The organism is Paenibacillus bovis (assembly GCF_001421015.2).
Taxonomy (GTDB): domain Bacteria; phylum Bacillota; class Bacilli; order Paenibacillales; family Paenibacillaceae; genus Saccharibacillus; species Saccharibacillus bovis.
In genome coordinates, this window is sequence record NZ_CP013023.1 from 232,153 (window position 1) to 257,321 (window position 25,169).

23 protein-coding genes are annotated in these 25,169 nt (G+C 50.7%); 12 read left to right on the forward strand and 11 right to left on the reverse strand.

Translation table 11 applies throughout. The features are described 5' to 3' along the window. Positions 1–246: 246 nt before the first annotated feature. On the forward strand, positions 247–426 hold the full coding sequence (locus AR543_RS01005; RefSeq protein WP_060531025.1) for a hypothetical protein: 180 nt from the start codon (positions 247–249) through the stop codon (positions 424–426). A 219-nt stretch (positions 427–645) separates the two neighbouring features. Here AR543_RS01005 and AR543_RS01010 read toward each other — a convergent pair whose 3' ends face one another. The 4 genes from AR543_RS01010 to AR543_RS01025 form a co-directional block, all read right to left on the reverse strand. Next, a complete protein-coding gene (locus AR543_RS01010; protein WP_145953879.1) occupies positions 646–1,509 on the reverse strand; it encodes a serine/threonine protein kinase in 864 nt (287 codons plus the stop codon). Between the two features lie 115 nt (positions 1,510–1,624). Beyond that, on the reverse strand, positions 1,625–2,683 hold the full coding sequence (locus AR543_RS01015) for a YcjF family protein (RefSeq protein WP_060531028.1): 1,059 nt from the start codon (positions 2,681–2,683) through the stop codon (positions 1,625–1,627). 11 nt (positions 2,684–2,694) lie between these two features. Next, positions 2,695–3,378: a Na-translocating system protein MpsC family protein gene (locus tag AR543_RS01020; RefSeq protein WP_060531030.1), complete on the reverse strand. Its 684-nt coding sequence runs from the start codon at positions 3,376–3,378 to the stop codon at positions 2,695–2,697. A gap of 54 nt (positions 3,379–3,432) precedes the next feature. After that, complete coding sequence (locus tag AR543_RS01025; RefSeq protein ID WP_060531032.1) at positions 3,433–4,461, reverse strand: zinc-binding alcohol dehydrogenase family protein; 1,029 nt, start codon at positions 4,459–4,461, stop codon at positions 3,433–3,435. A gap of 392 nt (positions 4,462–4,853) precedes the next feature. On the opposite strand from AR543_RS01025, the gene AR543_RS01030 reads away from it, so the two are divergent. From AR543_RS01030 to AR543_RS01055, 6 genes are all read left to right on the forward strand, one after another. Next, entirely contained in the window at positions 4,854–5,708 is an 855-nt protein-coding gene (locus AR543_RS01030) for a sugar phosphate isomerase/epimerase family protein (RefSeq protein ID WP_060531034.1), read from the forward strand. Positions 5,709–5,713: 5 nt separating this feature from the next. Then, positions 5,714–6,892: a Gfo/Idh/MocA family protein gene (locus tag AR543_RS01035; RefSeq protein ID WP_060531035.1), complete on the forward strand. Its 1,179-nt coding sequence runs from the start codon at positions 5,714–5,716 to the stop codon at positions 6,890–6,892. Between the two features lie 33 nt (positions 6,893–6,925). Continuing rightward, positions 6,926–8,062: a Gfo/Idh/MocA family protein gene (locus AR543_RS01040; protein ID WP_060531037.1), complete on the forward strand. Its 1,137-nt coding sequence runs from the start codon at positions 6,926–6,928 to the stop codon at positions 8,060–8,062. 201 nt (positions 8,063–8,263) lie between these two features. Next, entirely contained in the window at positions 8,264–9,133 is an 870-nt protein-coding gene (locus AR543_RS01045; protein ID WP_060531039.1) for an AraC family transcriptional regulator, read from the forward strand. Positions 9,134–9,336: 203 nt separating this feature from the next. After that, entirely contained in the window at positions 9,337–10,278 is a 942-nt protein-coding gene (locus tag AR543_RS01050; protein ID WP_060531041.1) for an NADP-dependent oxidoreductase, read from the forward strand. Between the two features lie 140 nt (positions 10,279–10,418). After that, positions 10,419–10,754 carry a hypothetical protein gene (locus tag AR543_RS01055; protein ID WP_060531043.1) on the forward strand — a complete coding sequence of 112 codons (336 nt, stop codon included), beginning with the start codon at positions 10,419–10,421 and terminating at the stop codon, positions 10,752–10,754. A gap of 182 nt (positions 10,755–10,936) precedes the next feature. Here the strand turns inward: AR543_RS01055 and AR543_RS01060 are convergent, their stop codons facing one another. The 3 genes from AR543_RS01060 to AR543_RS01070 all read right to left on the reverse strand — a co-directional run bounded on the left by AR543_RS01060 (position 10,937) and on the right by AR543_RS01070 (position 13,055). Then, a complete protein-coding gene (locus tag AR543_RS01060) occupies positions 10,937–11,791 on the reverse strand; it encodes an SDR family oxidoreductase (RefSeq protein ID WP_060531045.1) in 855 nt (284 codons plus the stop codon). Between the two features lie 87 nt (positions 11,792–11,878). Further along, positions 11,879–12,319, reverse strand: coding sequence for an Rrf2 family transcriptional regulator (locus AR543_RS01065; RefSeq protein WP_060531046.1), 441 nt, complete (start codon positions 12,317–12,319; stop codon positions 11,879–11,881). A gap of 82 nt (positions 12,320–12,401) precedes the next feature. Continuing rightward, complete coding sequence (locus tag AR543_RS01070; RefSeq protein WP_335582704.1) at positions 12,402–13,055, reverse strand: pyroglutamyl-peptidase I; 654 nt, start codon at positions 13,053–13,055, stop codon at positions 12,402–12,404. Between the two features lie 215 nt (positions 13,056–13,270). Between AR543_RS01070 and AR543_RS01075 the strand changes: the two genes are divergently transcribed. Beyond that, entirely contained in the window at positions 13,271–13,765 is a 495-nt protein-coding gene (locus tag AR543_RS01075; protein WP_060531050.1) for a glutathione peroxidase, read from the forward strand. Between the two features lie 99 nt (positions 13,766–13,864). Beyond that, complete coding sequence (locus AR543_RS01080) at positions 13,865–14,260, forward strand: rhodanese-like domain-containing protein (RefSeq protein ID WP_060531052.1); 396 nt, start codon at positions 13,865–13,867, stop codon at positions 14,258–14,260. Positions 14,261–14,407: 147 nt separating this feature from the next. On the opposite strand, the gene AR543_RS01085 is transcribed toward AR543_RS01080, so the two are convergent. Continuing rightward, positions 14,408–15,268: an aldo/keto reductase gene (locus tag AR543_RS01085; RefSeq protein WP_060531054.1), complete on the reverse strand. Its 861-nt coding sequence runs from the start codon at positions 15,266–15,268 to the stop codon at positions 14,408–14,410. A gap of 5 nt (positions 15,269–15,273) precedes the next feature. Beyond that, positions 15,274–16,503: an MFS transporter gene (locus tag AR543_RS01090; RefSeq protein ID WP_060531056.1), complete on the reverse strand. Its 1,230-nt coding sequence runs from the start codon at positions 16,501–16,503 to the stop codon at positions 15,274–15,276. Between the two features lie 243 nt (positions 16,504–16,746). On the opposite strand from AR543_RS01090, the gene AR543_RS01095 reads away from it, so the two are divergent. From AR543_RS01095 to AR543_RS01105, 3 genes are all read left to right on the forward strand, one after another. Further along, on the forward strand, positions 16,747–17,121 hold the full coding sequence (locus tag AR543_RS01095) for a winged helix-turn-helix transcriptional regulator (RefSeq protein ID WP_046227518.1): 375 nt from the start codon (positions 16,747–16,749) through the stop codon (positions 17,119–17,121). A 241-nt stretch (positions 17,122–17,362) separates the two neighbouring features. Next, complete coding sequence (locus AR543_RS01100) at positions 17,363–19,045, forward strand: alpha-amylase (protein ID WP_060531058.1); 1,683 nt, start codon at positions 17,363–17,365, stop codon at positions 19,043–19,045. A gap of 291 nt (positions 19,046–19,336) precedes the next feature. Then, positions 19,337–20,428, forward strand: coding sequence for a DNA alkylation repair protein (locus AR543_RS01105; protein WP_060531060.1), 1,092 nt, complete (start codon positions 19,337–19,339; stop codon positions 20,426–20,428). Positions 20,429–20,574: 146 nt separating this feature from the next. Here AR543_RS01105 and AR543_RS01110 read toward each other — a convergent pair whose 3' ends face one another. Both AR543_RS01110 and AR543_RS24605 read right to left on the reverse strand, forming a co-directional pair. Then, complete coding sequence (locus AR543_RS01110; RefSeq protein ID WP_060531062.1) at positions 20,575–21,171, reverse strand: nitroreductase family protein; 597 nt, start codon at positions 21,169–21,171, stop codon at positions 20,575–20,577. Positions 21,172–21,337: 166 nt separating this feature from the next. Next, positions 21,338–24,766 (reverse strand): InlB B-repeat-containing protein, encoded by a 3,429-nt coding sequence (locus AR543_RS24605; protein ID WP_060531064.1) that lies wholly within the window; start codon positions 24,764–24,766, stop codon positions 21,338–21,340. Between the last annotated feature and the right edge of the window lie 403 nt (positions 24,767–25,169).

Below are 25,169 nucleotides of genomic sequence, written 5' to 3' on the forward strand. Positions count from 1 at the left end.
ACACAATAAGCAAAATCCACATCCTTTTATACAACTTAGGAACCAGTTATTTTGACCTAGTTAATTAAGTATATCCTATTTTTCGACATTTGAATCACTAAAAATTAAATTTTAAGCGATATTTCTATACATGTATTGCAAAACGTTTGTTTTGTATCTTTTCAGCTTCTTTTACCAAAAAAACCGAAACCGCCGAACAACCGGATACGTATGTAGAGGATAAGAAAACGGAAGGAGGTTACTCAGATGGGTCTTATCAAAAGTATTCTTAATCAGGTACTCAAGTCCAAATCAGGTTCAGGCCACCGCCGTCACCGTTCGTATAGCAGTAGCGACCGTTACAGTCGCAAAGGAAGCTCACATAATCAATATGGTCATGGACATTACAGGCGCAAGCGCGGCAGCAGCTCTTACAGCAGCAGCTAAGATATAGCCCTTTTGCCAATGCATAAAATAGCCAATTGCACAGCACAAACAGCCCCTTCACTAATTCAGGAAGGGGCTGTTGTTATGCTCACAAGGATCGTGTTCATCCAGCCCGAACAAGGGCTGAACATCACAGAAGTAAGGCAATGCGCTTGGCATCCAAGCGCCGGCGGCGCATTTATATATCCGAGCAGCAGCGTTCTTGTATTTTCGTTGCGACTACTGTGGGTGCGGCTGATCTGCCAGAATATCTTCGATCTCCGACCGGATCTCGGCTATGTGTACATAGGGCGAATCAATCAGCAGCAGTCTGCGAAGCATCTGCCGGGTACGAGGATGCAGCTGCAGCTCTTGCTCCCAGCTTCTCTCCTGCTCGTTATCCGCCTGGGCATCATCAGCATCATCATACGTACTGTACAGCAGATACAGCAGCAGATGCCCGATTCCATAAAAGTCGCTGCTCGCATCCAGGCGGCGCCGGATGCGCTTTTCCTGTTCATCGCCGCTGACCAGCTCGTCCAGTTCCTGTACAAGTGCCGGCGGCTCTTCCTCGCGCCAGGTCAGTCCAAAGTCGATCAGCTGTACCCTGCCTTCATGCAGCAGCACATTGGACAGACTGATATCCCGGTGGATCATTCCCTGCTTATGCATCATCTCTACAATATCCAGCAGCTGATGGATTAGCTGCAATGATTCCTGCTCGGTAAAAGTCTGCTCTTCTTCGAACAGCAGCTGTCCGATATTCAGTCCCTGCATATATTCCATCGTCAGGCAGTGCTGGCCTTGATAAGTAAAAGATTCCAGCAGATCCGGCACCCGTTCATGCTGCAGCCGGGTCATCGCCTGAAATTCGCGGTCGTAGATCAACTCCGCACGGCGTTGTCCGCCGCGCAGTGGATGCACCCTTTTCAATACACAGATAGCGCCGGTCACCAGGTCATCGCATCGATAAGTTACACCGTAGCTGCCCGTACCCAGCAGACCGACGATCCGGTAGCGATTCCTGATCAGCTGCCCGGGTCTGAAATGGCGCTCCTGCAGCCAGCGCTGGATATGTCCATTCATTCGCTGTAATGCTCTCAATCCATAACCAGCCTTTCATCGTCTACTTGCTATTCATATACTGTGCACAGGCAGTTCGGGTTTCAGGCGGTTTATAAAATAAGCTGTAATACCGTTAAGACCAGTATACGGCGAATTATCGATGCTTGCGGTCTTCCTCCTCGACAGCAGGCAGGTCATCCTTTTTCTTGACCTTGTCACGGAATTTGCGGTACAGACGACTTATACTTTCCGGCGTTACATCAATGCCACGTTCATAGGCATATTTAACCGAATAACCGAGTGCCAGTGTAACCGATCCCGCTACGCCTGCACCGACAACAGAACCTGCACCGGGGAAGATTTTGCTGATCTGGGCAAACAGGGTTCGCCCCATATTGCCGACGATCGAAGCAATCACGATCTCCTTGGCCGTCTCGCGGCTGATCGGACGCTCATATAGTGCTGCCAGACGGGTCAGCAGGCCAATCTGTATCGCAGTCAGCGGGATAATATCCGCTCCAGGTATCGGTGCAGCGCCGATCGCGCCTGCCGATGTGGCTGCGCCGATAATCCATTTGTTGGCGGTAGAGGACTTTTCCTTGATCGTGCGGGCGAATAAAATGTCCTTACTTTTTTTTTTGAGAATATCGAGGATACTGCCGCGCAGCTTGTCGATATTTTGCCCGGTACGGGATGAAATAGGGATCACTTCGTAGCGGTCTCCTGTCTCCTGACGGATACGCCGCACCAGACGATCGATCTCGTCGGCAGCATCGATCTTGTTCAGCACGATCAGTATATTCGTATTAATTTTCTCCAGCGCTTCCAGCGACTTTTGCTCTGCTTCGGAGAATACGGTCCCGGCAGCATTCAGGAAAAACAGAACTACATCGGTTTTGCGGTAATAATCGCGGGTTACGCTGGAATTGCTAATATTCACATCGTTCAGCCCCGGTGTATCGATCAATATAATCTTTTCCCGATAAGGATACGGACGAATCTGTGTGGTCTCTCCCGGCTCGGCCCCGACACCGGCAACTTCGTCCCCGATAATCTGGTTGATGGTCGATGACTTGCCGGCGTTGACATCACCGACCAGTGCAATCATGACTTCTTCTTCCATCTGGCGATTAATCTCATCCATTTCGTTGTCAAAAGCCTGATCGGCTGCTTTGCGGATCGTGGCCTTGGTCTGCTGATCTTTGCTGTTCATTTCAGTCCTCCTTATTTGAATTGATATACGAGTACACTACGGTCATGGTCAAACTGCCAGTCCAGGTAAATCGCTTCGAGTTCAAGTCCGATAATCTCGGGAATCTGGCTGTGATACAGAAATTCCTTGCGCTCCAATACGCGTTTTGTTTTGCGCAGCAGTTCTTTTTCACCCTGACGCAGCAGCTCTTTTTCAAGCGGAATCAACAAACCGTCACGCACGATAATGAGCAGCTGGTCATCCATCCAGAAGCTGTACACCCTGTCTGGCACCCGCTGTACACTATTCGTAATCTCATTGGTTCGCTCATGAACCTGATACTGATGGGGATATGTCTCCACCGTCTCTGCAAAAGCATCTTCCTCCAGCAGTCCCACGATCATTCCCGAGAAATCACGTTCTTCCCAGTCGTAATACACATCCTTGACCTTGATGCCAAACTGCTCTTTCATATCTCTGGTGAAGCTCTGCAGCGTATATTCCATCATCAGCTCCCGCAGGGTACGGAATACATCCGGGTCCTCCTGCTGCTGTACAATACTTTCCATGCGCGGTCCGATAAAGTTTTTCAAATGAAGAACGATACAGCGTTCGTCCAGCAGAACATTAATCTCCGGATCTGGGCTCTCATAATATTCATTGATGCGCTTTTTCATATATATCGCGACAGGATGATCTGCGGACATCCTTTTCATAACAAGGGCTCCTCCTCTGACTATACGTATACGTTATCGGTTCCACTATCTTCTCTACTGCCAGCCCGCCAGAACGACCTTGCCAATCGTACTGCCGGATTCCAGCTGCTGGTGAGCCTGGCGCAGATGCGCGGCATGAATCGGCTGCAGACGCTCGGATTCGGTGGTACGGAAAATGCCCTGATCCACCAGTTTGGCAACTTTTTGGAGAATCTGCTGCTGGCGCTGCATATCGGCAGTACCGTATTTGGCACGGGTAAACATGAACTCCCATGCGAACGAGGCACTTTTGTCTTTGAGCAGATTTAGATCAAGCGGCTGCTCGGTCTCCACAATCGAACAGATTCGGCCCTGCGGAGCAATCACATCAGCCATCGTCTCCCAGTGCTGATCGGTATGATTCAGACAAAAAATATAATCCACTTCCGGCATACCGAGCTGCTCCAGCTGCGGCCGGAATGATTCTCTATGATTGATCACATGATGAGCACCATGATCGAGTGCCCACCGGGTCGTCTCGCTGCGAGAGGCTGTACCGATCACCGTGAGACCGGCATGACGGGCAATCTGGGTAGCGATCGAGCCTACGCCACCGGCCGCATTGATAATCAGAATAGACCTGCCCTGATTGGCTGCAGGATCTTCCGGTATACCGAGCCGGTCATGAATTCCTTCCCAGGCAGTCAGCGAAGTAAGCGGCAGTGCTGCCGCAGCTCCATAATCCAGTGACTGGGGCTGATGTGCTACAATCCGCTCGTCTACCAGATGATATTCGCTGTTGCCACCGGGACGGGTGACACTTCCGGCATAGTACACTTTGTCTCCCGGTTGGAATCCCTGTACCTGCTCGCCAATCTCTTCTACAATACCGGCGACATCCCAGCCCAGTATAACCGGCTCCGGCTCTACTTTGTCCTTGGGCGCACGGAGCTTGGTATCCACCGGATTTACCGAAATGGCCTGCACTTGAACAAGCAGATCGTGTCCCTTCGCCTGCGGCCTTGGAATCTGCAGGTCCTGCAGACTGTCCTGCTGTTTGATCGGAAGATAGCGTGTGAGTCCTACTGCTTTCATTTGTGCCATTAAAGGGTTCCTCCTCTGTATCGGGTTCATCCGGTTAGGACGTATCCGTGACGCTGGTTCATTTACTTTTAATATAGTACCCCGTTTCGGCGGCATTGATGTGCTGGTACCGCCGGAGTGTCGAAATTATTCGTATTTTCTGGCAGCTGCCTCTCTATTTATCTGACAGTATGGCTTTGGTACCGTTATTTATCTGCAACGCCACTATTCACTGTACCATCTGTCCGCCCACCTGCCGTCATGCTACAATGCACTTGTCTGAAAGCGATTGCAAATATGCCGGGATACACAACCTAAATGACTGGAACAATCACAGGACTCATGACACGCTATTACTGCTGAATTCCCGTTTGATCACGAAATCCCGGATACCGAGGAGATGATAACTGGTGATGAAATTATCCGTATTTACCGTATGTACACCCGATCTGACACCGGAGCAGCTAATCACGGCTGCAGCTGCTGCCGGAATCGAAGGGATCGAATGGCGATATGCCGGTATACCCGCAGATGCGGCCGAAGAGTCTCCTTCTTATTGGCGGCATAATCGCTGTTCACTAGACCCGGATATGTCCAGCGAAAGGCTGCAGATGATTCGCTTGGCTGTTGAGCAGGAACGGATGCGATCGATTGCTCTCGTCCCTTACCTAAAATGCGGAGATCTGGACAAAGCCCATCAGGCTTTTGATACGGCACAGCAGCTGGGAGCAACGATGATGCGTGTGGGTGTGCCCCGTTACGATAGGCAGCGCCATTATGAAGATCTGGAGACCGAAGCGGTTCGTTACCTGTCCAGTATTCAGGAAATGGCGAGCCAATATGGCATCAAGGCACTGGTCGAGACCCATCATGAGACGATTGCGCCAAGTGCTTCGCTCGCGATGCGGCTGGTTGGACATCTGAATCCGGCTCATGTCGGCGTGTTGTATGATCCTGGCAATCTGGTACATGAAGGGTACGAGAATTATCTGATGGGTATCCAGCTGCTCGGTCCGTATCTGGCTCATGTGCATATCAAAAATGCCGGATGGATACGCAGCAGCGATGGCCGCTGGCAATGTGAGTGGATGCCTCTGCTGGAAGGCAGCGTATCCTGGACACAGCTCGTTGCCGATCTGGCTGCTGCCGGATATGACGGCTATCTGGGTGTGGAGGATTTTAGCGGACAATTCGGTTCGGCAGAGATGCTGCAGCATTTTGCCAATGTATTCCGCGAACAACTGCAGCAGCATGGACAGGAGGTCTAACCGTTATGACAAGCAATGTACGCGTCGCCGTTATCGGCATCGGCAATATGGGCAGTACCCATGCTCGCACCCTGTTATCCGGCTCTATCCCCGGTGCGGAATTGACCGCTGTATGTGATATGCGGGCATCGATGGAAGCATGGAGCCGGGAACATTTGCCGGTATCGGTCGCTTTTTGGAATGACCCGGAGGAGCTGATGCAGTCCGGCACGGTCGATGCGGTGCTGCTGGCGACTCCGCACAAGGATCATGCCAGACAGGCTATTTCGGCTTTCCATCATGGTCTGCATGTACTCGTGGAGAAGCCTGCCGGCGTGAGCACCCGGGAAGTGCAGGAGATGAATGATGCAGCGGCTGCGGCACCGGAGAGCGTATTTGCCATTATGTACAATCAGCGGACCAATCCGGTCTATCGCAAGCTGCGCGATCTGATCGCAAGCGGTGAACTGGGCGAGATCCGGCGGCTGAACTGGATTATAACCAACTGGTACCGGGCGCAAAGTTATTATGATTCCGGCGGCTGGCGGGCAACCTGGAGCGGAGAAGGCGGCGGTGTGCTGATCAACCAGTGTCCGCATCAGCTGGATCTACTGCAGTGGACCACGGGAATGATGCCATCGCGCATCCGCGCCTTTTGCCAATTCGGACGCTACCGGAATATTGAAGTGGAAGATGATGTGACCGCCTATGCCGAATACGAGAATGGCGCTTCGGCGGTATTTATAACCACAACCGGTGAATATCCCGGAACCAACCGATTTGAAGTAACCGGTGATCGCGGCAAAATCGTTATTGAGCACGATCGGCTGACCTTCTGGCGGCTGCGGGAACCGGAGCCTGTATTCAACGAACGCTATCAAGGCGCATTCGGACATCCCGAGTGCTGGCAGTGCGATATTCCGATCGAAGAGACAGAGACCGGGCATCCCGGCATTATCCGCAACTGGATCGAAGCAATTCGCGAAGGCACCCCGCTCATTGCTCCCGGAGCAGAAGGCATACGCGGGCTAACGCTGTCCAATGCGATGCTGCTATCGACCTGGGAAGATGACTGGGTGACGCTGCCGATCGACGAACAGCGCTTTGAAGACCATCTGGCCCGGCGCCGGGAAGAATCTTCTTTTGCCGGGGATGCGGCCGGTCAGGAATCCATGCCTGCCGATATGAGCAATACGTATAAATAACCATTCGCATCACAGAAAGGAAGGCGCATCACAATGAGCAAAGACGGCATGTTTTATGCACCGACCACGGCGTATCAGAGCGAACCTGTCTGTGGGCCGGGAGAATTCCAGATCGCGGTGGCTGCTATGGATCACGGGCATATTTACGGGATGTGTGCAGGTCTGGTCGAAGCCGGAGCGACGGTCAAATGGATCTACGACCGCAATCCGCGGAAAATCGCTTCCTTTCACAAGCAGTATCCGGAAGCCCGAATCGCTTCGTCGCTGGAGGAGATTCTGCAGGATGATGCGATTCGGCTCGTCGCCGCCGCAGCAATCACATCCGAGCGTGGACCACTGGGCGTACGGGTGATGCAGGCGGGCAAAGACTATTTTACCGACAAGGCTCCATTTACAACGATGGAGCAGCTGATCGAGGCACGAATCGAGGCGGCGCGTACAGGGCGCAAATACACGGTCTATTACAGTGAACGACTGCATGTGGAGAGTGCCGTCTATGCCCAGCAGCTGATCCATCAGGGAGCGATCGGTAAAGTCGTGCAATTGATGGGTACAGGTCCGCATCAACTGGTAGCGGACAAGCGGCCGGACTGGTTTTTCCGCCGGGAGCAGTATGGGGGCATCCTCTGTGATATCGGCAGCCACCAGATCGAACAGTTCCTAACGTTCACTTCCTCCACTGATGCGATAATCAATCATAGCCGGGTCGCTAATTTCAATCATCCACAGTATGCCGAGCTCGAGGACTTTGGCGAAATTTCCCTGACCGGCGATAGTGGGGCTTCCGGCTATGTACGGGTGGACTGGTTCACCCCGGACGGTCTGGGCACCTGGGGCGATGGACGAACACTGCTGCTTGGAACCGACGGTTATATTGAACTGCGCAAATACATTGATATCGCCCGCGATCCTGCACGGGATCATGTATATCTGGTTAATCATGAGGGCGAATACCATTTTAATGTTACCGGCAAAGTGGGCTTTCCTTTCTTCGGTCAGCTGATTCGCGATGTACTGGATCGGACCGAGACGGCAATGACCCAGGAGCATGCTTTCAAGGCAGCCGAACTGTGCCTGCTCGCCCAGCAAAAGGCATGGGATCAGCCGGACGGTCTGCTTGGCTTTGGTACACCTCAAGCAATTACTGGCAGGCTGCATTATAATAGATAAAACAGGACAGCGTAGCCACTGCAGCACCTATGGAGTGGCTACGCTGTTTTTTGGGATATGGACGCTATACGACAAACTGATTATTGGATTATCTTCTAAAATCATACAGAATCGGCTTGGTCCTGCTGCCCCCTTTCTCCTCGGTAGTGATACAATGAAAGCAACTTATGTAAACGCTACCGAAAAGGAGATGTTTTTCCCATGCCGGAGACGATGCGGATGGATCATGCGATTACTTACGGATATCGGTCAGCCGGACCTTTTCATCCCCCGGCGGTCGATGGGTTTCATTCCCATCTGCAGTATGAGATTTATTATTTCCATGAAGGTATCTGTACTTATATTATTGGTGAGCACAGCTATCATCTGCGTCCGGGCGATGTACTCCTGATGCATGGACGTACACTCCACCGTCCACACCCGGAGCCGGATCATCCCTATGTGCGCTCGACGCTCCATTTCGATCCGACCCTGCTGCATGAATATATCCGGCCGGAACATATTGGCGGACTGCTGCTGCCTTTTGAGCAGTCCGGTAACCGCCGCATTTCACTGAGCCGTGAGGAACAGCCGGAATTGGAACAGCTGCTGGCCCAGCTGGCTGTGCTGCCGCTGGAGGAACAGGGCAACGTTTCTTTTCGCTTTATTCTCAAGCTGTGCGAGCTGCTGTCCATGCTCGCCAGCCGCTGCCAGGAAGAGCAGAAGGACAGCAGCCGAGCCGGCAAGGAGCTGTACGTTCAGCATATTCTTGATTATATCGAGACCTGCTACATGCATGAGATTACACTGGAACAGATTGCGGAGCATTTGCACCTCTCCCGCGCCTATATCACTTCATTATTCAAGGAATGGACAGGCATGACCATTTTCAAATATTTGTATCATCGGCGGATCAGTCAGGCACGGCTGCTGCTGCATTATCAGCGCGAGCTGTCAATCACCGAGATCAGCCGGCTGTCCGGCTTCAAGCAGCTGCCTCATTTTAGCCGGGTATTCAAAGAAATTGTCGGCTGCTCACCGGAAAGCTATCGTTCTCGATCCTTCTCGGCTCCGAATGTACAATCTCACTAATTGCAAAAGCTGTTGTATCCAGAGAATACCGTGAAATCCCTCACGGTATTCCTGTTTTCACTTCATCTAAAAACGAATTTGAACGCTTGTTCTGTCTGTAGGTGCGTTGGCAAAGCTGAGAAATGGGTATGTTATGTAAAGAGAATATTTCATCACCCTTATCATCACTATACTCTTATCGTTACTATCTAAGGAGGTCTATCATGAAAGCCATCGTTATTGAACAATACGGAGATAAAGATCAACTCAAGGAAATGGAAGTACCCCATCCGGTACCGGCTGAACACCAGGTTGTCGTCAAGCTCAAGGCAACCTCCATCAATCCGATTGACTGGAAGCTGCGTGCAGGCTATCTGAAAGATATGATGGACTGGGAGTTCCCGATTATTCTCGGCTGGGATGCCGCCGGTGTGATTACCGAAGTCGGCTCGGCTGTTACCGAATGGAAAATCGGCGACAAGGTATTCGCCCGTCCGGACACCACCCGGTTCGGTACGTATGCCGAATACACGCTGGTAGATGATCATCTGCTCGCACCGCTGCCACCAGCTATCAGCTATCAGGAAGCTGCTTCTGTACCGCTTGCCGGTCTGACAGCATGGCAGGCACTGTTCGATCATGGACAGCTCAAAGCCGGCGAAAAAGTACTGATCCACGCCGGTGCAGGCGGTGTCGGCAGTCTGGCAATCCAGCTCGCCAAAAATGCACAGGCGCATGTTATTACTACAGCCAGCGCTCAAAATGCCGAATTCCTCAAGTCTCTCGGCGCGGATGAAGTGATCGATTACAAAGCGACCAATTTTGCCGAGGTACTGTCCGATATTGATCTGGTCTTCGATACGATGGGCGGCGATATTCAAAAAGACAGCTTCAAAGTACTCAAGCGCGATACCGGACGCCTCATCTCTATTGTAGGACAGCCGGACGAGGATATTGCCCGCGAAATGAATATCACGGCCAAGTCGATCTGGCTGCAGCCGGATGGCAAGCAGCTGCAGGAATTGGGTCAGCTGATGGAGCAGCGCAAAGTCAACGCAATTGTCGGCACCGAGATTCCTTTCTCCGAAGAAGGATTGCGTAAAGCCCATGAACTGAGCGAGACGCATCATGCCAAAGGCAAAATCGTAATTACATTCGAAGATTAATAAGCTTGCTGCTCACCTCATGTTGAGAAGAAAGGCTGCTGCATGAATCACGCACGGTCATGATAGGATCAATCACAATATAACCGATGACGGACATACAGCAGGCGTTCTATCATTTTATCCGGAAGGAGGTGCAGCCTGTGTGGCTTATTAATCCTGCAACAGCATTCTCTGATCCATTGTTCCGCATCATCTGGCTGCTGGAACTGGCCGTACTGCTGCTGCTGGTATTGCTTGCGCTCCGCTGGTCCCGCAAAGCATGGATCGGGAGCGGCGTTCTGTTCACGCTCGCGTTGGCTGCCATCCTGCCCGGATGGATTTCCCAGATTATTTATCCGGATCCGATTGGCGCCATTATCGATATCCCGCTACTGATGATGTTTCCGCTGATGGGAATCAGCCTGATTTGGGTTGTGATTGCCTGGACGATCCGCCTGACTAGCAGCCGGCGAAGAGCCCGCTCTTCTACTCGATGAAAATACATCATCGATAGAGATCGATCCTCTATTCCCTATTTTCACAAAAGCGAATGAAACTGGTCTTCATAATAAAAAAGCCGCATCGTATTACCGGACGTAAGATCATCCGGCGATATGATGCGGCTTTTATTTGGTCTGTATACTATTTCATTCATGATGATATCGAAGATAATTGAAGCTTACTGTGCAACAAGCTGACGCAGTGCTTCAACTACCGGAGTGACCGGACGACCCAGCAGCTGTTCAAAGTCACTGTGGGCAATCTCCAGCTGGCCTTCACGGATACCCTGCTGAATACCTACGAGCATCGGTAGCAGGAATTCCGGCAGACCGGCGCTTTTCATAATTTCTGCATACGTATCATCATCTACATGCTGCACCGTAACTTCCTTGCCCAGCACCGTGCCGACAGCAGCAGCCAGCTCATCCTGTGTCAGCAGCGGACCGGACAATTCGTATGTGGTATTCTCATGTCCAGTAGGCAGTACAGCGGCGGCTGCAGCTGCATAATCTTCCTGCGTCGCCCAGCCTACTTTGCCGGAACCGGCCGATGTGACCCATGGAGCGCCTGCTTGTACAGCCTGTATCGTAGATAATTCATTTTCCAGATACCAGTTGTTACGCAGGAAAGAATACGGAATACCTGTCGCCAGAATCGCCTGCTCTGTCGCTTGATGTACAGGTGCCAGCATCAGGCTGCTCTCCTGCGCATTGGTTACGCTCGTATAAGCGATAAAGCCCACCTTGGCGCGGGCTGCCGCTGCGACTGCATCATTGTGCTGACGAATACGTGTCTCATTATCTCCATCGGCGGAAATGATCAGCAGACGATCCACGCCGGCAAAAGCCTGATCCAGTGTATCCGGTTGATCAAAATCACCGTGACGCACATCTACACCCAGCGCGCGCAGATGCTCGGCTTTGGCAGGGTTGCGTACACTCACAGCGAGTTCGCCGGCCGGAACGGTCTGCAGCAGTTTCTCCACGATTTTGGAACCCAGTTTACCTGTTGCGCCTGTTACTAGAATAGTCATTGTTATTCCTCCTAGAATGGATTGTTTTGTTCGTTATAACCTATTCGGTTACAACAGATGTATAAATAAAAGCTCTATAAAGAGCTTTTACTGTTCTATTGAAGATGATGTCATAGCAAATTGTTCATTGAGCTGATCCAGTGTCGTACGGGCCAGTCGCTGCTCCATCACATGCTGGGCATCCAGAAGTTCCTGCTGCAGTACCTGCTCGATACTACGGCCGACCGGACAGGCTATATTCGAATCGCCATGGATACCAAACAACTGGTTCTCATCTGCTGCATGTACTGCCCGGTATATATCCAGCAGCGTAATCTGTTCCGGCTTGCGGAGCAGATAGGCTCCACCCACGCCGGCGCGAACCTCGATCAGACCGGCCTTTTTGAGCATGCTCATAATGCGGCGAATAACGACCGGATTCGTATTTACACTGGCTGCGATAAAGTCTCCGGTACATTCCAGCGGACACATATCGATCAGCGACAGGGTATGAACGGCCATGGAGAAGCGTGTACTGATTTGTTTCATTTGTATCACCACCGTTGTAACCAGTATAGTTACAATCAAACGCCATGTCAATATGTGTTAACTGTATTCGAACAGCCTATCTCTATACCGAAGCGGAATCTGTCTGCAGCTGCTCCACTGTAGTTCGGATAATCAGCTGCAGAGCACGTGACATCAGACTGATCGGCAAAGATGGCAGCGATGGCTTGTGCAGCGCCATCTCGGTCGACGCCGGGAAATGAACAAAGCCGGCCAGTACCCCCGGACGCTGCTGCTGCACATAATCGAGAATCCCATACATGGTATTGTTGCAAATAAAGGTGCCGGCTGTGTTGGAAATCTCGGCAGGTATGCCATTCTCCACGAGACGCTCGGTAATCCGTCGGATCGGCAGGGTCGCGAATAATCCATCGGGTCCACCTTCATGTATCGGTACATCCTGCGGCCGGGCATTGCGATTATCCGCATAGCTGGCACTCGGCTCTACACTTTTGATATTAACGGCGATCCGCTCCAGACTAACCGCGGTTCGTCCTTCTGCCAGTCCGCAGGCGATCACGGCATCTGGCTGGAACTCCTCCACCGCCTGAATCAGCAGCTCGACACACTCGTCATAATGTACCGGCAGCAGCAGCGTGCGCAGCTCCAGTGTCAAATCGGACCAGTTATGATCGGCAATCACTTCCAGCAGATATTCTGTCGGATTAATCGTATGTCCACCAAATGGCTCAAAGCCGGATACCAGTATTTTCATCATGCAGCCTCCCTTGTCATTCGTACGGATAATCACTAATTCGCAGCAGCAGGCCTATATTCCTCTTTTTCCCAGCAGACTTCTGCTGACAAAGGCTCTTCATCTCTTCTTTTGCAGCATCGATCTTCTATTTGACTTTGCCATATATTGAGGTATAATTATAATATGTTTGATAAAATATAATTTTGCAAAATAAAAAAAGGCAGGGAGATGAAATAATGTCGGTATATGATTATTCTGCTGCAACGATCGATAAGCAAGAAAAGTCTCTGGCGGATTACCAGGGCAAGGTACTGCTGATTGTGAATACAGCCAGCGGCTGTGGTCTGACTCCCCAGTACGAAGGATTGCAAAAGTTGTACGATACGTACAAGGATTCCGGGTTTGAAGTACTGGGCTTCCCATGCAACCAGTTTATGGGACAGGAACCGGGTACCGAAGAGGAAATCAAGGATTTCTGCCAGGTCAATTACAGCGTCAGCTTCCCATTATTCTCCAAAGTAGATGTCAAAGGTGACAACGCGCATCCATTGTACCGTCATCTCGTAGAAGCTGCACCCGAACCATCCCGTACCGGCGATATCGAGTGGAACTTTGCCAAATTCCTGGTGGATGGAAGCGGCAATGTCGTGAAGCAATACCCATCTCGCCTCGACCCTGCCGAAATCGAAGCCGATATTCAAAAAGTACTGGCTGGCGAATCCATTTCCTGACTTATCCTTTCCATTTCTGGGTAAATATACTTGGTTGAACATCACCGTCACATAGTCGGTATTTTATACTTATATTCCAATTCAGGAGGATGATGAATCATGGCATTAACATTTACAGATATGGTTACACAAGCTCGCAACAACGTTCCGGGTGTAACTTCCCAGGAAGCACGCGAGAAAATCAACAGCAATCCGAACACCCTCGTTATTGACGTACAGGATGCGGCAGATGCCGGTGCCTGCGGTCTGATCCCGAGCGGCGTAAATATTTCCCTGGGCATGCTGCCGATCCGTGCAGATCTGGGTGTACCTGCTGAGCTGCGCGATGAGCGTCTGAGCGATCGCAACCGTCCGGTTCTCGTAACCTGCGGTGCAGGCGGCCAAGCCGCACTGGGCGCGTATGCACTGAAGCTGATGGGCTTCACCGATGTAGCTTACATCGATGGCGGTACAGCAGCATGGAAACAAGCCGGCTTTGATGTAGAAGAAGCGTAAACCCCTTACGCTCTGCATTTCGGCACCCCTTTAACCCCAATAGATATAAATCCCCTGCAGAACACGACTGCAGGGGATTTTTGTTGCACTTATGAAGATGGGTATCTAAGTGTCTGAATCCAGGTGGATACACGCCTGTGTAGCAGTTTAGAAATCAATATGATCCGGGTCCGGACCTACGCGTACATTCTCGTTTATTGCGCTGATCTGCTCCATCTCCTGCGCGGACAGGGAAAAGTCGAAGATCGTGCCGTTCTCGATAATCCGCGATTCCGTGATCGACTTGGGAATCGTCACAATACCTCGCTGCAGATTCCAGCGCAGAATAATCTGGGCGATCGATCTGCCGTGAGCACCAGCAATATTCTGCAGTACCGGATGATCCAGCAATTGCCCCTGCATCAGCGGCGACCAGGATTCCAGCTGGATGCCATGCAAGGCGCAGAACTGCTGCAGCTCTATCTGGGTCAGCTTGGGATGCAGCTCCACCTGATTGATCACCGGCTTGATCTCTGCATCCTGCATCAGGTCCTCCAGATGATGAATCTGGAAATTGCTGACGCCGATTGCACGTACACGTCCCTGCTTGTACAGTGTCTCCAGCGCACGCCAGGCTTCCTTGTATTTGCCTGCGACCGGCCAGTGGATCAGATACAGATCCAGCTGCTTGAGTCCCAGTTTGTCCAAGCTTGCTTCATAAGCGGCCAGCGTCTCTTCGTATCCGAGATCCGCATTCCATACTTTGGAGGTGATGAACAGCTCGTCACGGGTGACAAGACCTTCCTCGATCACTTCCTTGATCGCCTGTCCGACACTGCTTTCATTTGCATAAATAGCAGCCGTATCGATACTCCGGTAGCCATGCTTCACTGCCGAACGAATAGCCTGTACGAGCGCTTCGCCCTCCTCCACCTTGAATACGCCGAGGCCCAGCCATGGCATGGATACCCCGTTATGAAGCTGTACCTTGTCCTGAATAGCAGCAGGTATTGTTGTAGATTGTGTCATTTCCTTTACCCCTCCATATGTGTTGCAGCTGTTCGCGCTGCAGAGTGTTGAATCGAATCGTCTTTACTTTCCAAATGCCGAACCCAGATGGTCAGAATCACAGCTGCCGTCACCATCAGGCCGCCGGTCCATGTCGTATGAATCAATCCCAGATGATCCACTACCAGTCCACCCAGATAGGCACCCAGCGCAATACCGGCATTAAAGGCTGCAATATTGAGCGCTGACGCCACATCGACAGCCTGCGGCACATACCGCTCTGCCAGCGTAACCACATACACCTGCAGACCGGATACATTCATAAAGGCAAACAGCCCCATCAGCAGCACCGTGATCAGCCCGAGCACCGGATACGGCGCGGTGAATCGCAGCAGGAACAATACCAATGCCTGAATAACAAACATAATCAGCAGCGCATGCACCGGACGATGATTGGCTGCCCGTCCCCCGATGACATTGCCGATTGCAATCGCAATACCGTAAAACAACAGCAATAGCGTCACAGTAGGTACCTGATACCCTGTAATATCATGCAGCAGTGGAGACAAATACGTGAAAACAACGAATGTACCGCCATAACCCAGCGCTGTAATAATCAATGAAAGAACGAGTCTGCCATTCGACAGGAGGCGCAGCTGATCGCGAAAAGCTGCTGCCTTGCCTTTGCTCAGGTGAGCAGGAATCAGCAGGCTGTTCGCGATCAGCGCGATCACACCGACAACAACAATCGCGATAAAGGCTGTACGCCAGCCGTACTGCTGCCCGATAAAGGTACCGAGCGGCACTCCCGTCACAGTAGCAATCGTCAGACCCGAGAACATGATCGAGATCGCACTTGCCCTCCGATTCTCTGCGACCAGATTCGCCGCTATCGTAGAACCGATCGACATAAAAATACCGTGTGCCAGTGCCGAGATGACCCGTGCGGTCAGCAGCAGAGCCACACTGTCCGCCATTGCAGCCAGACTGTTACCGATCACAAATACGATCATAATGATCAGCAGTAGCGTTTTGCGTGGTACCGAAGACGTCAGCGAAGTCAGGATCGGCGCACCAAAGGTAACCCCCAGCGCATATAAAGTCACAGTAAGTCCCGCTGTCGAGATGCCGATATCCAGATCACCGGCGATCAGCGGCAGCAGTCCTACACTGATAAATTCGGTTGTTCCAATCGCAAAGGCACTGATAGCCAGTGCGAGCAATGCCAGTGTACTTCTTTTCTGTTGTGTATTCATGGGTTCTCCTTGATCCTCTAGAATTGCCGGCCAGCAAATGCTATTATGAATCATGAGGTACCTGATGAACAGTACGTACTTTTAAGTATGGTAGGTACCAAAAAGTACCTGTACCCTACATTTGCTTTATCATCCCAAGCCGCTGACGCATCAGCTGATCCGGCTTTTTCTTTGATTTCAAACCATGCGCCCGGACAGCAGCTGCACCATGCTGTGATCCAAGCGCTTATCCAGGAGGTAACCATGCCCGAAACCGTGAAAAAATACAATATTTCTGTAGAAGCTACCCTTGAAGTGATCGGAGGCAAATGGAAGTCCGTGATCCTCTGTCATCTGACCCACGGCAAAAAAAGAACAAGCGAACTCAAACGTCTTATGCCAAAAATCACCCAGAAAATGCTAACCCAGCAGCTGCGCGAACTGGAAGAAGACGGAATCATTAACCGGATCACCTACAATATTATCCCGCCCAAGGTAGAATATGAGCTGACCGAATATGGCTGGAGTCTACAGCCAATTCTGGATTCTCTCTGTGCGTGGGGCAAAGTGCATATTATCCGCGAGTATGGTGACACGGTGGATGTACTCGAAGATACGTATCTCAACACCACGTCCTGAATTCTGTGATTTACTGTTCTTTTCGTCGATTAAAATGACGTTTTTATTGCATCTTCTCCCCGTTAGCAGAATTTAATATCAAACTTCTGTTATATGTTTAGCTCTGATAACTAAATGGGTAATGTTTCTCACAGCCGTACGCCATCTACGACAGATCTGCGCTATGAGAGTCATTCACTCTCTTTCTCTTGCCTGGTCGGCAGATCGTCCGCTTGAATAGAGGAATAAAGGGGATGTATACATGAATCGCAATGTAACAATGATGCAATTTTTTGAGTGGCATGTCGAAGCGGATGGTTCACATTGGAAAAGGCTGCAGGACATTGCTCCCGAGCTGAAGCAGGCTGGAATCGGGACGCTCTGGATTCCACCGGTTACCAAAGGACATACGCCGCAGGATACCGGATATGGCATCTACGATCTGTATGATCTTGGCGAGTTTGATCAAAAAGGCGCTGTCGGCACCAAGTACGGTACCAAAAAGGAACTGCTGGATGCGATTGCTGTCTGTCATCGGCTCGGCATGAACGTGTATATCGACCTGGTAATGAACCACAAAGCAGGTGCGGATGAGACGGAAGTCTTTCAAGTGGTCGAGGTCGATCCTAACAATCGGACAGAGGTCATCTCTGAACCTTTTGAGATTGAAGGCTGGACCAAGTTCACTTTTCCCGGACGCGGTGATACGTACTCTGCAATGAAGTGGGATTATCATCATTTTAATGGAACCGACTATGATAACCGTGAGGGACGGACCGGAATTTTCCGTATCGCTGACGGGGACAAGCAGTGGAATGAAAATGTCGATAACGAATTCGGCAACTACGATTATCTCATGTTCGCCAATATCGATTACAATATGCCGGAAGTGCGCGACGAGATGGTCAACTGGGGCAAATGGATGATCGATACGACTCGTTGTGACGGATTCCGTCTGGATGCGATCAAGCATATCAATTACGAATTTATCCGTAACTTTGTCGGCGAGATGATCAGCAAGCGCGGACAGGACTTTTACATCGTCGGCGAGTTCTGGAATCCGGAGCTGGCTGCCTGTCAGGAATTCCTCGATACGGTCGATTACCAGATTGACCTGTTCGACGTGTCTCTGCACTACAAGCTGCATGCCGCTTCTACATCGGGCAATTCGTTCGATCTGTCGACGATTTTCAACGACACGCTCGTACAGACGCATCCGACCCATGCCGTAACCTTTGTCGACAATCATGATTCCCAGCCGAATGAAGCCCTGGAATCCTGGATCGAAGACTGGTTCAAACCGCTGGCGTACTCGCTTATTTTGCTGCGCCAGGAAGGCTATCCATGTGTATTCTATGGTGACTATTTCGGTATCGGCGGCGAGAATCCGGTTCCAGGCAAAAAGGAAATGCTGGACTGCCTGCTGTATGCCCGCTACCACAAATCCTATGGTGATCAAGAAGATTACTTTGATCATCCGAACACGATCGGCTGGGTACGCCGAGGCAGCAGCGAGATCGAACGTTCCGGGTGTGCAGTCGTAATGACCAATGGCGAAGAAGGCGAAAAACGGATGTTCGTCGGTGAAGAACGTGCTGGCGAGATCTGGATCGACCTGACCCGCAATCGTCAGCACCATGTACAGATCGAGGAAGACGGCTGGGCCAACTTCCCGGTTAATGGCGGCAGCGTATCCGTATGGACTCTGCCAGAGAACGATCTGACCGAGGATGAGGTAGAAGGATATTACGCGACACAACCATGCCTCGCGATTCCGGAAGATGGTGTGCTGGAAGAGGGTTCCGACCTGCTGAATATCGAGCCGTCTGAGCACGATCCTGCTTCCCATGCGGAAGAATCGGCTGACAGCGAAGATTCTGCAGAGGAATCGGAAGAAGAATCCGAAGAGCAAAATCCGGACGAGGCGAATCCAAGTCCGTCCTAAATGAAAGTTGTGACAAGCGAGACAGCTCCAATCGCTGTATTTTTTAGCTGAAAAGCATAATCAAATAACTGTCCAACAGGCTACTTCTGTAGTTTGGAAAACAGCCGAAAATCCTTCGCCCAAAGAACGGATTTTCGGCTGTTTGGCATGTTCCTAAGCGAATACAAACGCAAGATTTTGAATGTTCAATTATGGTATGTTGGTAACAGTGTATTACTCATTATCTCTACATACGAATACGGAGCATCAATACCTGATACAAATAGCGACTATGACTAGTGAGGTGATAGGATGGAGACATTCAAAGATCTGTACAACGATACTTTTTTGCAACAATTCTCGGATAAGATTCAGCTTTATACTGCCCATTTTGAACCACTGACCTTCTATCAGCATATTCATAATGCTGGCTGGGAGGAGCTTGCATTCAAGCAGCGTATTCGGCGGATCAGCGAAGCGCTGACTGCCGCTCTTTCCCTGCCCTATGATCAGGCTGTATCCCTGCTGATCGAGATGGCGCCGGATTGCACAGGTATAGAATATTTATTTTTCCCGGATTATGTAGAGTTGAACGGATTGGAACAGGTAGATCTGTCCATGCAGGCGTTGGAGCAGCTTACCCGCTATTCCAGTGCAGAGTTCGCGGTGCGCCCTTTTATCCTGCAGGACCCGGAGCGAATGCTGGAGCAGATGAACCGCTGGGCGGATCATGAGAATGAGCATGTCCGCCGGCTCGCCAGTGAAGGTTTCCGGCCACGTCTGCCATGGTCGTTTCAGCTGAAGATGTTTATTAACGATCCCGAGCCTACGCTGCGTGTACTGGACAAGCTAAAACAAGATCCTTCCCTCTACGTACGCAAAAGCGTAGCCAATCATCTGAACGATATTGCCAAGGATCACCCCGACCGGATTGCGGCGATTGCCCGCGAATGGCACGGTCAGCATCCGCATACCGACTGGATTATCCGTCATGGCTGCCGCACCCTGCTCAAGCAGGATCATCCGGAAGTAATGGATCTGTTTGGTTATCTGCCGAATGAACAGGTACGGGCCGCTGATTTTGCCGTGAGTGTGCCGGAGGTGGCGATCGGTGACGATATTGAACTTTCCTTTACCCTGTTCAACGAGGCAGTGTCTGCGCAGAATCTGCGGATTGACTACGAAGTGGATCTAATGAAGGCCAACGGACGCCACGCCGCCAAACGCTTTCGCTGGGTATCCCGCGAGTTCGCTCCGGGGCAGCATCTGATGCGCAAAAAGCATTCGTTCAAGCTGATTACCACACGCGTGTATTATCCTGGCATTCATCATATCCGCCTGTATGTGAATGGCGAGAAACAGGGCGATGTTTCCTTTATACTGAAGGCGCCAGGCGGTTCATGACAAGCACTGATTATTTCTTATACTGGCAGAGAACATGCTCGTATAGAGCGACTGTATATCTCGACTAGATGCACCCATACCAAAAAGCAGGCACCCTTTCCTACAGGTGCCTGCTTTTTCAATCTATATTCATATAAAATTATTCGTTATTTCAGTACTTTGATCCGTTCTTCCAGCGGCTTGAATTCCTTGTCTCCTGGAGGAGCTGTCGGTTTGCCGAACGGCATCTGCGCGATCAGCGTCCAGCTTTCCGGAATATCCCACTCGGCTTTGATTTTCTCGTCGATCAGCGGGTTATAGTGCTGCAGTGATGCGCCGTAGCCTTCCGCTTCCAGCAGCGTCCAGACCAGATACTGATGCATGCCGTTCGCTTGCTGCGACCATACGGGGAACTTGTCCTGATACGCTTGGAACTGTTCCTGCATACCACGGATCACAGACTCATCCTCGAAGAACAGGATCGTACCGTAACCGGCTTTGAAGCTGTCCATTTTCTGTTGGGTCGGCTCGAATTTGTCGGCAGGTACAATTTCCTTGAGAATATTCGTAGTGTAATCCCACAGCTGGTCATGCTTTTCACCCAGCAGGATCATCACCCGGGCACTCTGGGAGTTAAAGGCAGACGGCGTATGCAGTACCACCTGCTCCACGATTTCTTGAATGCGTTCGTCGGATGTTACGGCTTCTTTGCTGATTCCATAGATGCTTCTTCTGTTCTTGATAGCGTTAAGTATGTCAGTCATGCAAATCATCCTCCTTTATATGTGGGTGGATATCATTCCCTCTTCATACTTAACCAGCCCGGCGGAAGAAATATCAGCCGCTTACCAAATTAAAGAATTATTACGCAAACAGACACATGCCGCTGCATGGCATGTGTCTGCTGCTGGTAAGAACGAATCAGCAATCCTAGCTATTTCGCATAGCTTGGATCATCATGATCACTTTGACTGCTTCGGCACGTGTTGTCTGACCGGCAGGGTCAAAGGTATTCGCCGATTTGCCGCTCAGGATGCCTGCTTGCTGCATAGCTGCTACGGCATCATGCGCCCATACCGGAATCTTGCTATCGTCCACAAAGGTAGTTTTGGGATTGGATAAAGTATTGCTGTGCAGTGCTGCTGCTGCCATCACAGCCATTTCAGCGCGTGTAATCCGGTCGTTCGGACGGAAAGAACCATCCACATTGCCGTGAATCCAACCCTGTCGCACCGCTTCTGCAATCGCTGGCTGGGCCCATGCACCGATCTTTTCTTTATCGGTAAAAGCAAGCGGGGTTCCACTGCCCGGTAATCCCATCGCCTGCAACAACATAAGTGTAAATTCGGCGCGTGTCACTGCCTGCCCCGGCTTGAATGTACCATCGGCATAGCCTTTGACAATACCTGCATCTACAGCCTGACGGATACTCTCTGCTGCCCAGTGTCCATCAATATCGCTAAAGGATGCAGCATTCTTATCTACTGCCGGATCAGCCGCTGGCGGAGTATCCGATACGTTACTATTCGGCGTCTCGCCTGCTGCCAGCACAGCGAATTTGGTAAAATGATTCACCTGCGCCGTAATCTGATTGCCGTCGACACGACTTCCTTCAACCTGTACCCAGCTGCCTGTACTTTCATTCAGGTAATAGATGCCCGGTGTCTGATTCCCCGTTAATGCTGCTGGATCAAAGGTAAGTGTCAACGTTACCGGAAGATTAAAGTTGCGGGAAACGTTCTTGAGCAGCTCATACACCGGACTCACCGGGCGAGCTCCATTCGTCCACATCTGCTGCGTGTCCTTGTCTGTTAGACGACTCATCGATATTCTCAGTTCTTCAGAGGCTGCATTGGCCGGAATAAACAGGCCGATGCCTGTAGTGTTCAGCTGCCCTGAACGCCCAACCGGAATAATCAAGCTGCCGCCGTTAGAGGTAATCGTCGACACCGCATCGCCGGAACGTTTATTGTCGTCTTTGTTGTCGATAGGTATCTGCTTTATTTTCCAGCCGGCATACAAGGTCAGATCTCTCGTTACCGGTGTTGTACCAAACCCGAACGGCCGGGACAAGGTGCCATCGGTATACCATCCGTCAAAAATATACCCGTCTCTCGTCGGCTGGGCAGGCTCTGTTACAGTCCCTTCATATTCTACGAATAGAGGGGGTACTGCTGTCCCGCCATAGGTGTTGAATGTGACTGTATACGCTTCGGTTACCCATTTGGCATACAGGGTCAGATTGCCGGTAATCGCCGTATGGTTAAAATCAAACGGTGTGCTATACGAACGATCCGTGTACCAGCCGGCAAACAGATAGCCGGTGCGGGAAGGCGCAGCAGGCTGGACGGCCTTGTCTCCATAATTGACAGACAGATCCGGCACGGCAGAACCGTTATACGTATCAAAACTCACCGTGTAGCTGTTCGTGGTCCAAGCAGCATATAAGGTCACATCGCCAGTCACGACCGCATTGCCAAAAGCAAACGGTATCGTCCGCGCAGCATCCGTATACCAGCCAGCAAAATGATAACCGGTGCGGGTTGGATCAGCAGGCTTCGCTACTGTTCTACCATACTCCACATGCTGGCTACCTACAAAGGTACCTTCACTGGAATCAAAGCTTACTGTGTAGGCATTCAATATCCATTTGGCGTACAATGTCTTGTCCGCCTTGATTGCCACTGCACCAAAATCAAACGGTGTTTCCCTTTCCTGATCGATATACCAGCCGCCAAAGCTATAGCCGGTGCGGGTCGGCGCGGAAGGTTGGACTGCATAAGTACCGTAGTTCACACGCTGATCCGCTACCAGAGTTCCTCCCTGGCTATCAAAAGCAACAGTACGCGGGAAATACACACTAAAGGCAACCTTGCTGGTATTGCCTGCACTGTCTGTCACAATGAGCTGGTGCTCTCCTTCTTCCGTCACCGCAGACCCACTGGCAAATGCACGGCCATCCAGTGTAGCTGTGCCTTCATTAAAAGTAATCACCGTACTCGACGAATACAGCTGACCATACGTAACACCTGTGACTACCGGCGCTGTCCGGTCAATCGTGAAATGAACAACAGTTACACCAAAGCTGTTCGTAACTCTCAGCGCATAGAGACCGTCTGCTGTAACCGCTGTTCCACTGGTGTACGGCTGACCATTCAGCAAGGCTGTCGCATTCGTAAATACAGGAGCAACAGGTGTATGGTATACTTCCATATCCTGCACACCACTGACTACCGGCGGCTCCGTTTCCTGTACGGTAATCGTTACATTTGCCGCCGAGATACCGCTGCCATTGACAGCTTCATAAGTGAAGAAGTCTGTACCCGTATATGATTCGGCTGGCGTATATTGAAAACTGCCATCCGTATGAAAATCCAAGGCTCCATGGGCAGGTGACGCTACCAGATTTGCCGTGGATGCATTCACATCATTGACCAGCACTCCGGTACCCATAACAATCAATACTCCATTTTTGTTAACAGTATACTGATCATCATGTGCCATCGGCGTAGTGGCTTCAAAAGAAGGAAATATACCGCTGTTCGTCATATAGTACTTTAATGTCGTCTGATTGGCATTCAGATTCGGCACATTAAAGGTAGACACGTTATTTCCGCCAAATCGGTTACCGAGCAGGCTATATAGTGCCTGATTTTGATTTATCGGCAGCGAAGCGCCACTGGCTTCCATCAGCCGAGTAACGGATACCGGCAGTGCAAACGAAATAATCCCTCCCAGATATTCGGTATCGGTCACCTGATTATAGTTGGCGGGATCGGTAGATATCAGATAATGTACATTTTCCTTGGGATCCGCGAGAGTCGGCAGACGAAAAGTAGTCACTCCATCGCCGCCAAAATTCGTGCCCAGCTTGCTATAGAGTGCAGAATAATCTGCAATATTCAGTATCTGTCCGTTGGCAGCCAACCAGCCGGAAGGTGAAAAAGTATACGGAAACAGACGAATCTCGCTTAGCATCGCATTTCCGGCACCCTCTATACGATCATCCCTGCTCGGAAAGATGCCCTGTACTGCTATATAATAGCCCATTCCCCCAGGCGTATTGGCACGCAGATCCGGCAGTGCAAATTTTGTTTTTCCATCACCGCCAAAGTTGGTACCCAGCAGTGCAAATAACGCTGTATTGGATTGGATCGACAGCTGCTGTCCGGCAGCAAATACCCATCCCTTAGGCGCTAACTGGTAAGGAAATAGCTGGATTTCCCCCAGATATGGCTCCATCCCTCCTGCAGATACCTGCCGGATCAGTGCAGGCTGATTTAGTACGCCTATCGAACCTACCAGCAGTACCATCACCATCCATATTCTGCCCAGCATACCAAGCTTGTGTTTACTCATTCGTTCATCCCCTGTTTTCTCTAATTTTGCTCATCATTTCATAAGTACCATTACTGTGCTTTATCTCATGCTGGATGGGTACGCCTGTATGATGATTTCAGTGTATACGAAGCTTTTAGGAAAGAGAATATATTTTAATTTTGATTAGCTAATATTCGGGTTAATTCGTCTTTTCTTTGTATAGGATGTAGAAAATATGGTTAATCCTCTCACAATATGGATAGATCACCCTGTATGTTACGAGGCGAATGATCTGCTTTCTGGTATAACTTTACTCTTTACGTACTCCTCGCCTGCATGCTGTACTATTGGTCATTTCCGTACAGGCAGTACGATGTTCTGTTTAGGCTGGATCTGGATTCGTTTAATAATCTGTATTGAACGGTAGGGTGTTGAAGAGATT

What these genes read in the sequence shown, in the direction of transcription:
- AR543_RS24605 (WP_060531064.1), bottom strand. Translation starts at nt 24,766, where the DNA reads ATGAGTAAACACAAGCTTGGTATGCTGGGCAGAATATGGATGGTGATG.
- AR543_RS01050 (WP_060531041.1), top strand. Translation starts at nt 9,337, where the DNA reads ATGAAAGCCATCGTTATTGAACAATACGGAGATAAAGATCAACTCAAG.
- AR543_RS01080 (WP_060531052.1), top strand. Translation starts at nt 13,865, where the DNA reads ATGGCATTAACATTTACAGATATGGTTACACAAGCTCGCAACAACGTT.
- AR543_RS01100 (WP_060531058.1), top strand. Translation starts at nt 17,363, where the DNA reads ATGAATCGCAATGTAACAATGATGCAATTTTTTGAGTGGCATGTCGAA.
- AR543_RS01025 (WP_060531032.1), bottom strand. Translation starts at nt 4,461, where the DNA reads ATGGCACAAATGAAAGCAGTAGGACTCACACGCTATCTTCCGATCAAA.
- AR543_RS01005 (WP_060531025.1), top strand. Translation starts at nt 247, where the DNA reads ATGGGTCTTATCAAAAGTATTCTTAATCAGGTACTCAAGTCCAAATCA.
- AR543_RS01060 (WP_060531045.1), bottom strand. Translation starts at nt 11,791, where the DNA reads ATGACTATTCTAGTAACAGGCGCAACAGGTAAACTGGGTTCCAAAATC.
- AR543_RS01035 (WP_060531035.1), top strand. Translation starts at nt 5,714, where the DNA reads ATGACAAGCAATGTACGCGTCGCCGTTATCGGCATCGGCAATATGGGC.
- AR543_RS01110 (WP_060531062.1), bottom strand. Translation starts at nt 21,171, where the DNA reads ATGACTGACATACTTAACGCTATCAAGAACAGAAGAAGCATCTATGGA.
- AR543_RS01095 (WP_046227518.1), top strand. Translation starts at nt 16,747, where the DNA reads ATGCCCGAAACCGTGAAAAAATACAATATTTCTGTAGAAGCTACCCTT.
- AR543_RS01070 (WP_335582704.1), bottom strand. Translation starts at nt 13,055, where the DNA reads ATGATGAAAATACTGGTATCCGGCTTTGAGCCATTTGGTGGACATACG.
- AR543_RS01065 (WP_060531046.1), bottom strand. Translation starts at nt 12,319, where the DNA reads ATGAAACAAATCAGTACACGCTTCTCCATGGCCGTTCATACCCTGTCG.
- AR543_RS01040 (WP_060531037.1), top strand. Translation starts at nt 6,926, where the DNA reads ATGAGCAAAGACGGCATGTTTTATGCACCGACCACGGCGTATCAGAGC.
- AR543_RS01020 (WP_060531030.1), bottom strand. Translation starts at nt 3,378, where the DNA reads ATGAAAAGGATGTCCGCAGATCATCCTGTCGCGATATATATGAAAAAG.
- AR543_RS01105 (WP_060531060.1), top strand. Translation starts at nt 19,337, where the DNA reads ATGGAGACATTCAAAGATCTGTACAACGATACTTTTTTGCAACAATTC.
- AR543_RS01085 (WP_060531054.1), bottom strand. Translation starts at nt 15,268, where the DNA reads ATGACACAATCTACAACAATACCTGCTGCTATTCAGGACAAGGTACAG.
- AR543_RS01030 (WP_060531034.1), top strand. Translation starts at nt 4,854, where the DNA reads ATGAAATTATCCGTATTTACCGTATGTACACCCGATCTGACACCGGAG.
- AR543_RS01015 (WP_060531028.1), bottom strand. Translation starts at nt 2,683, where the DNA reads ATGAACAGCAAAGATCAGCAGACCAAGGCCACGATCCGCAAAGCAGCC.
- AR543_RS01090 (WP_060531056.1), bottom strand. Translation starts at nt 16,503, where the DNA reads ATGAATACACAACAGAAAAGAAGTACACTGGCATTGCTCGCACTGGCT.
- AR543_RS01045 (WP_060531039.1), top strand. Translation starts at nt 8,264, where the DNA reads ATGCCGGAGACGATGCGGATGGATCATGCGATTACTTACGGATATCGG.
- AR543_RS01075 (WP_060531050.1), top strand. Translation starts at nt 13,271, where the DNA reads ATGTCGGTATATGATTATTCTGCTGCAACGATCGATAAGCAAGAAAAG.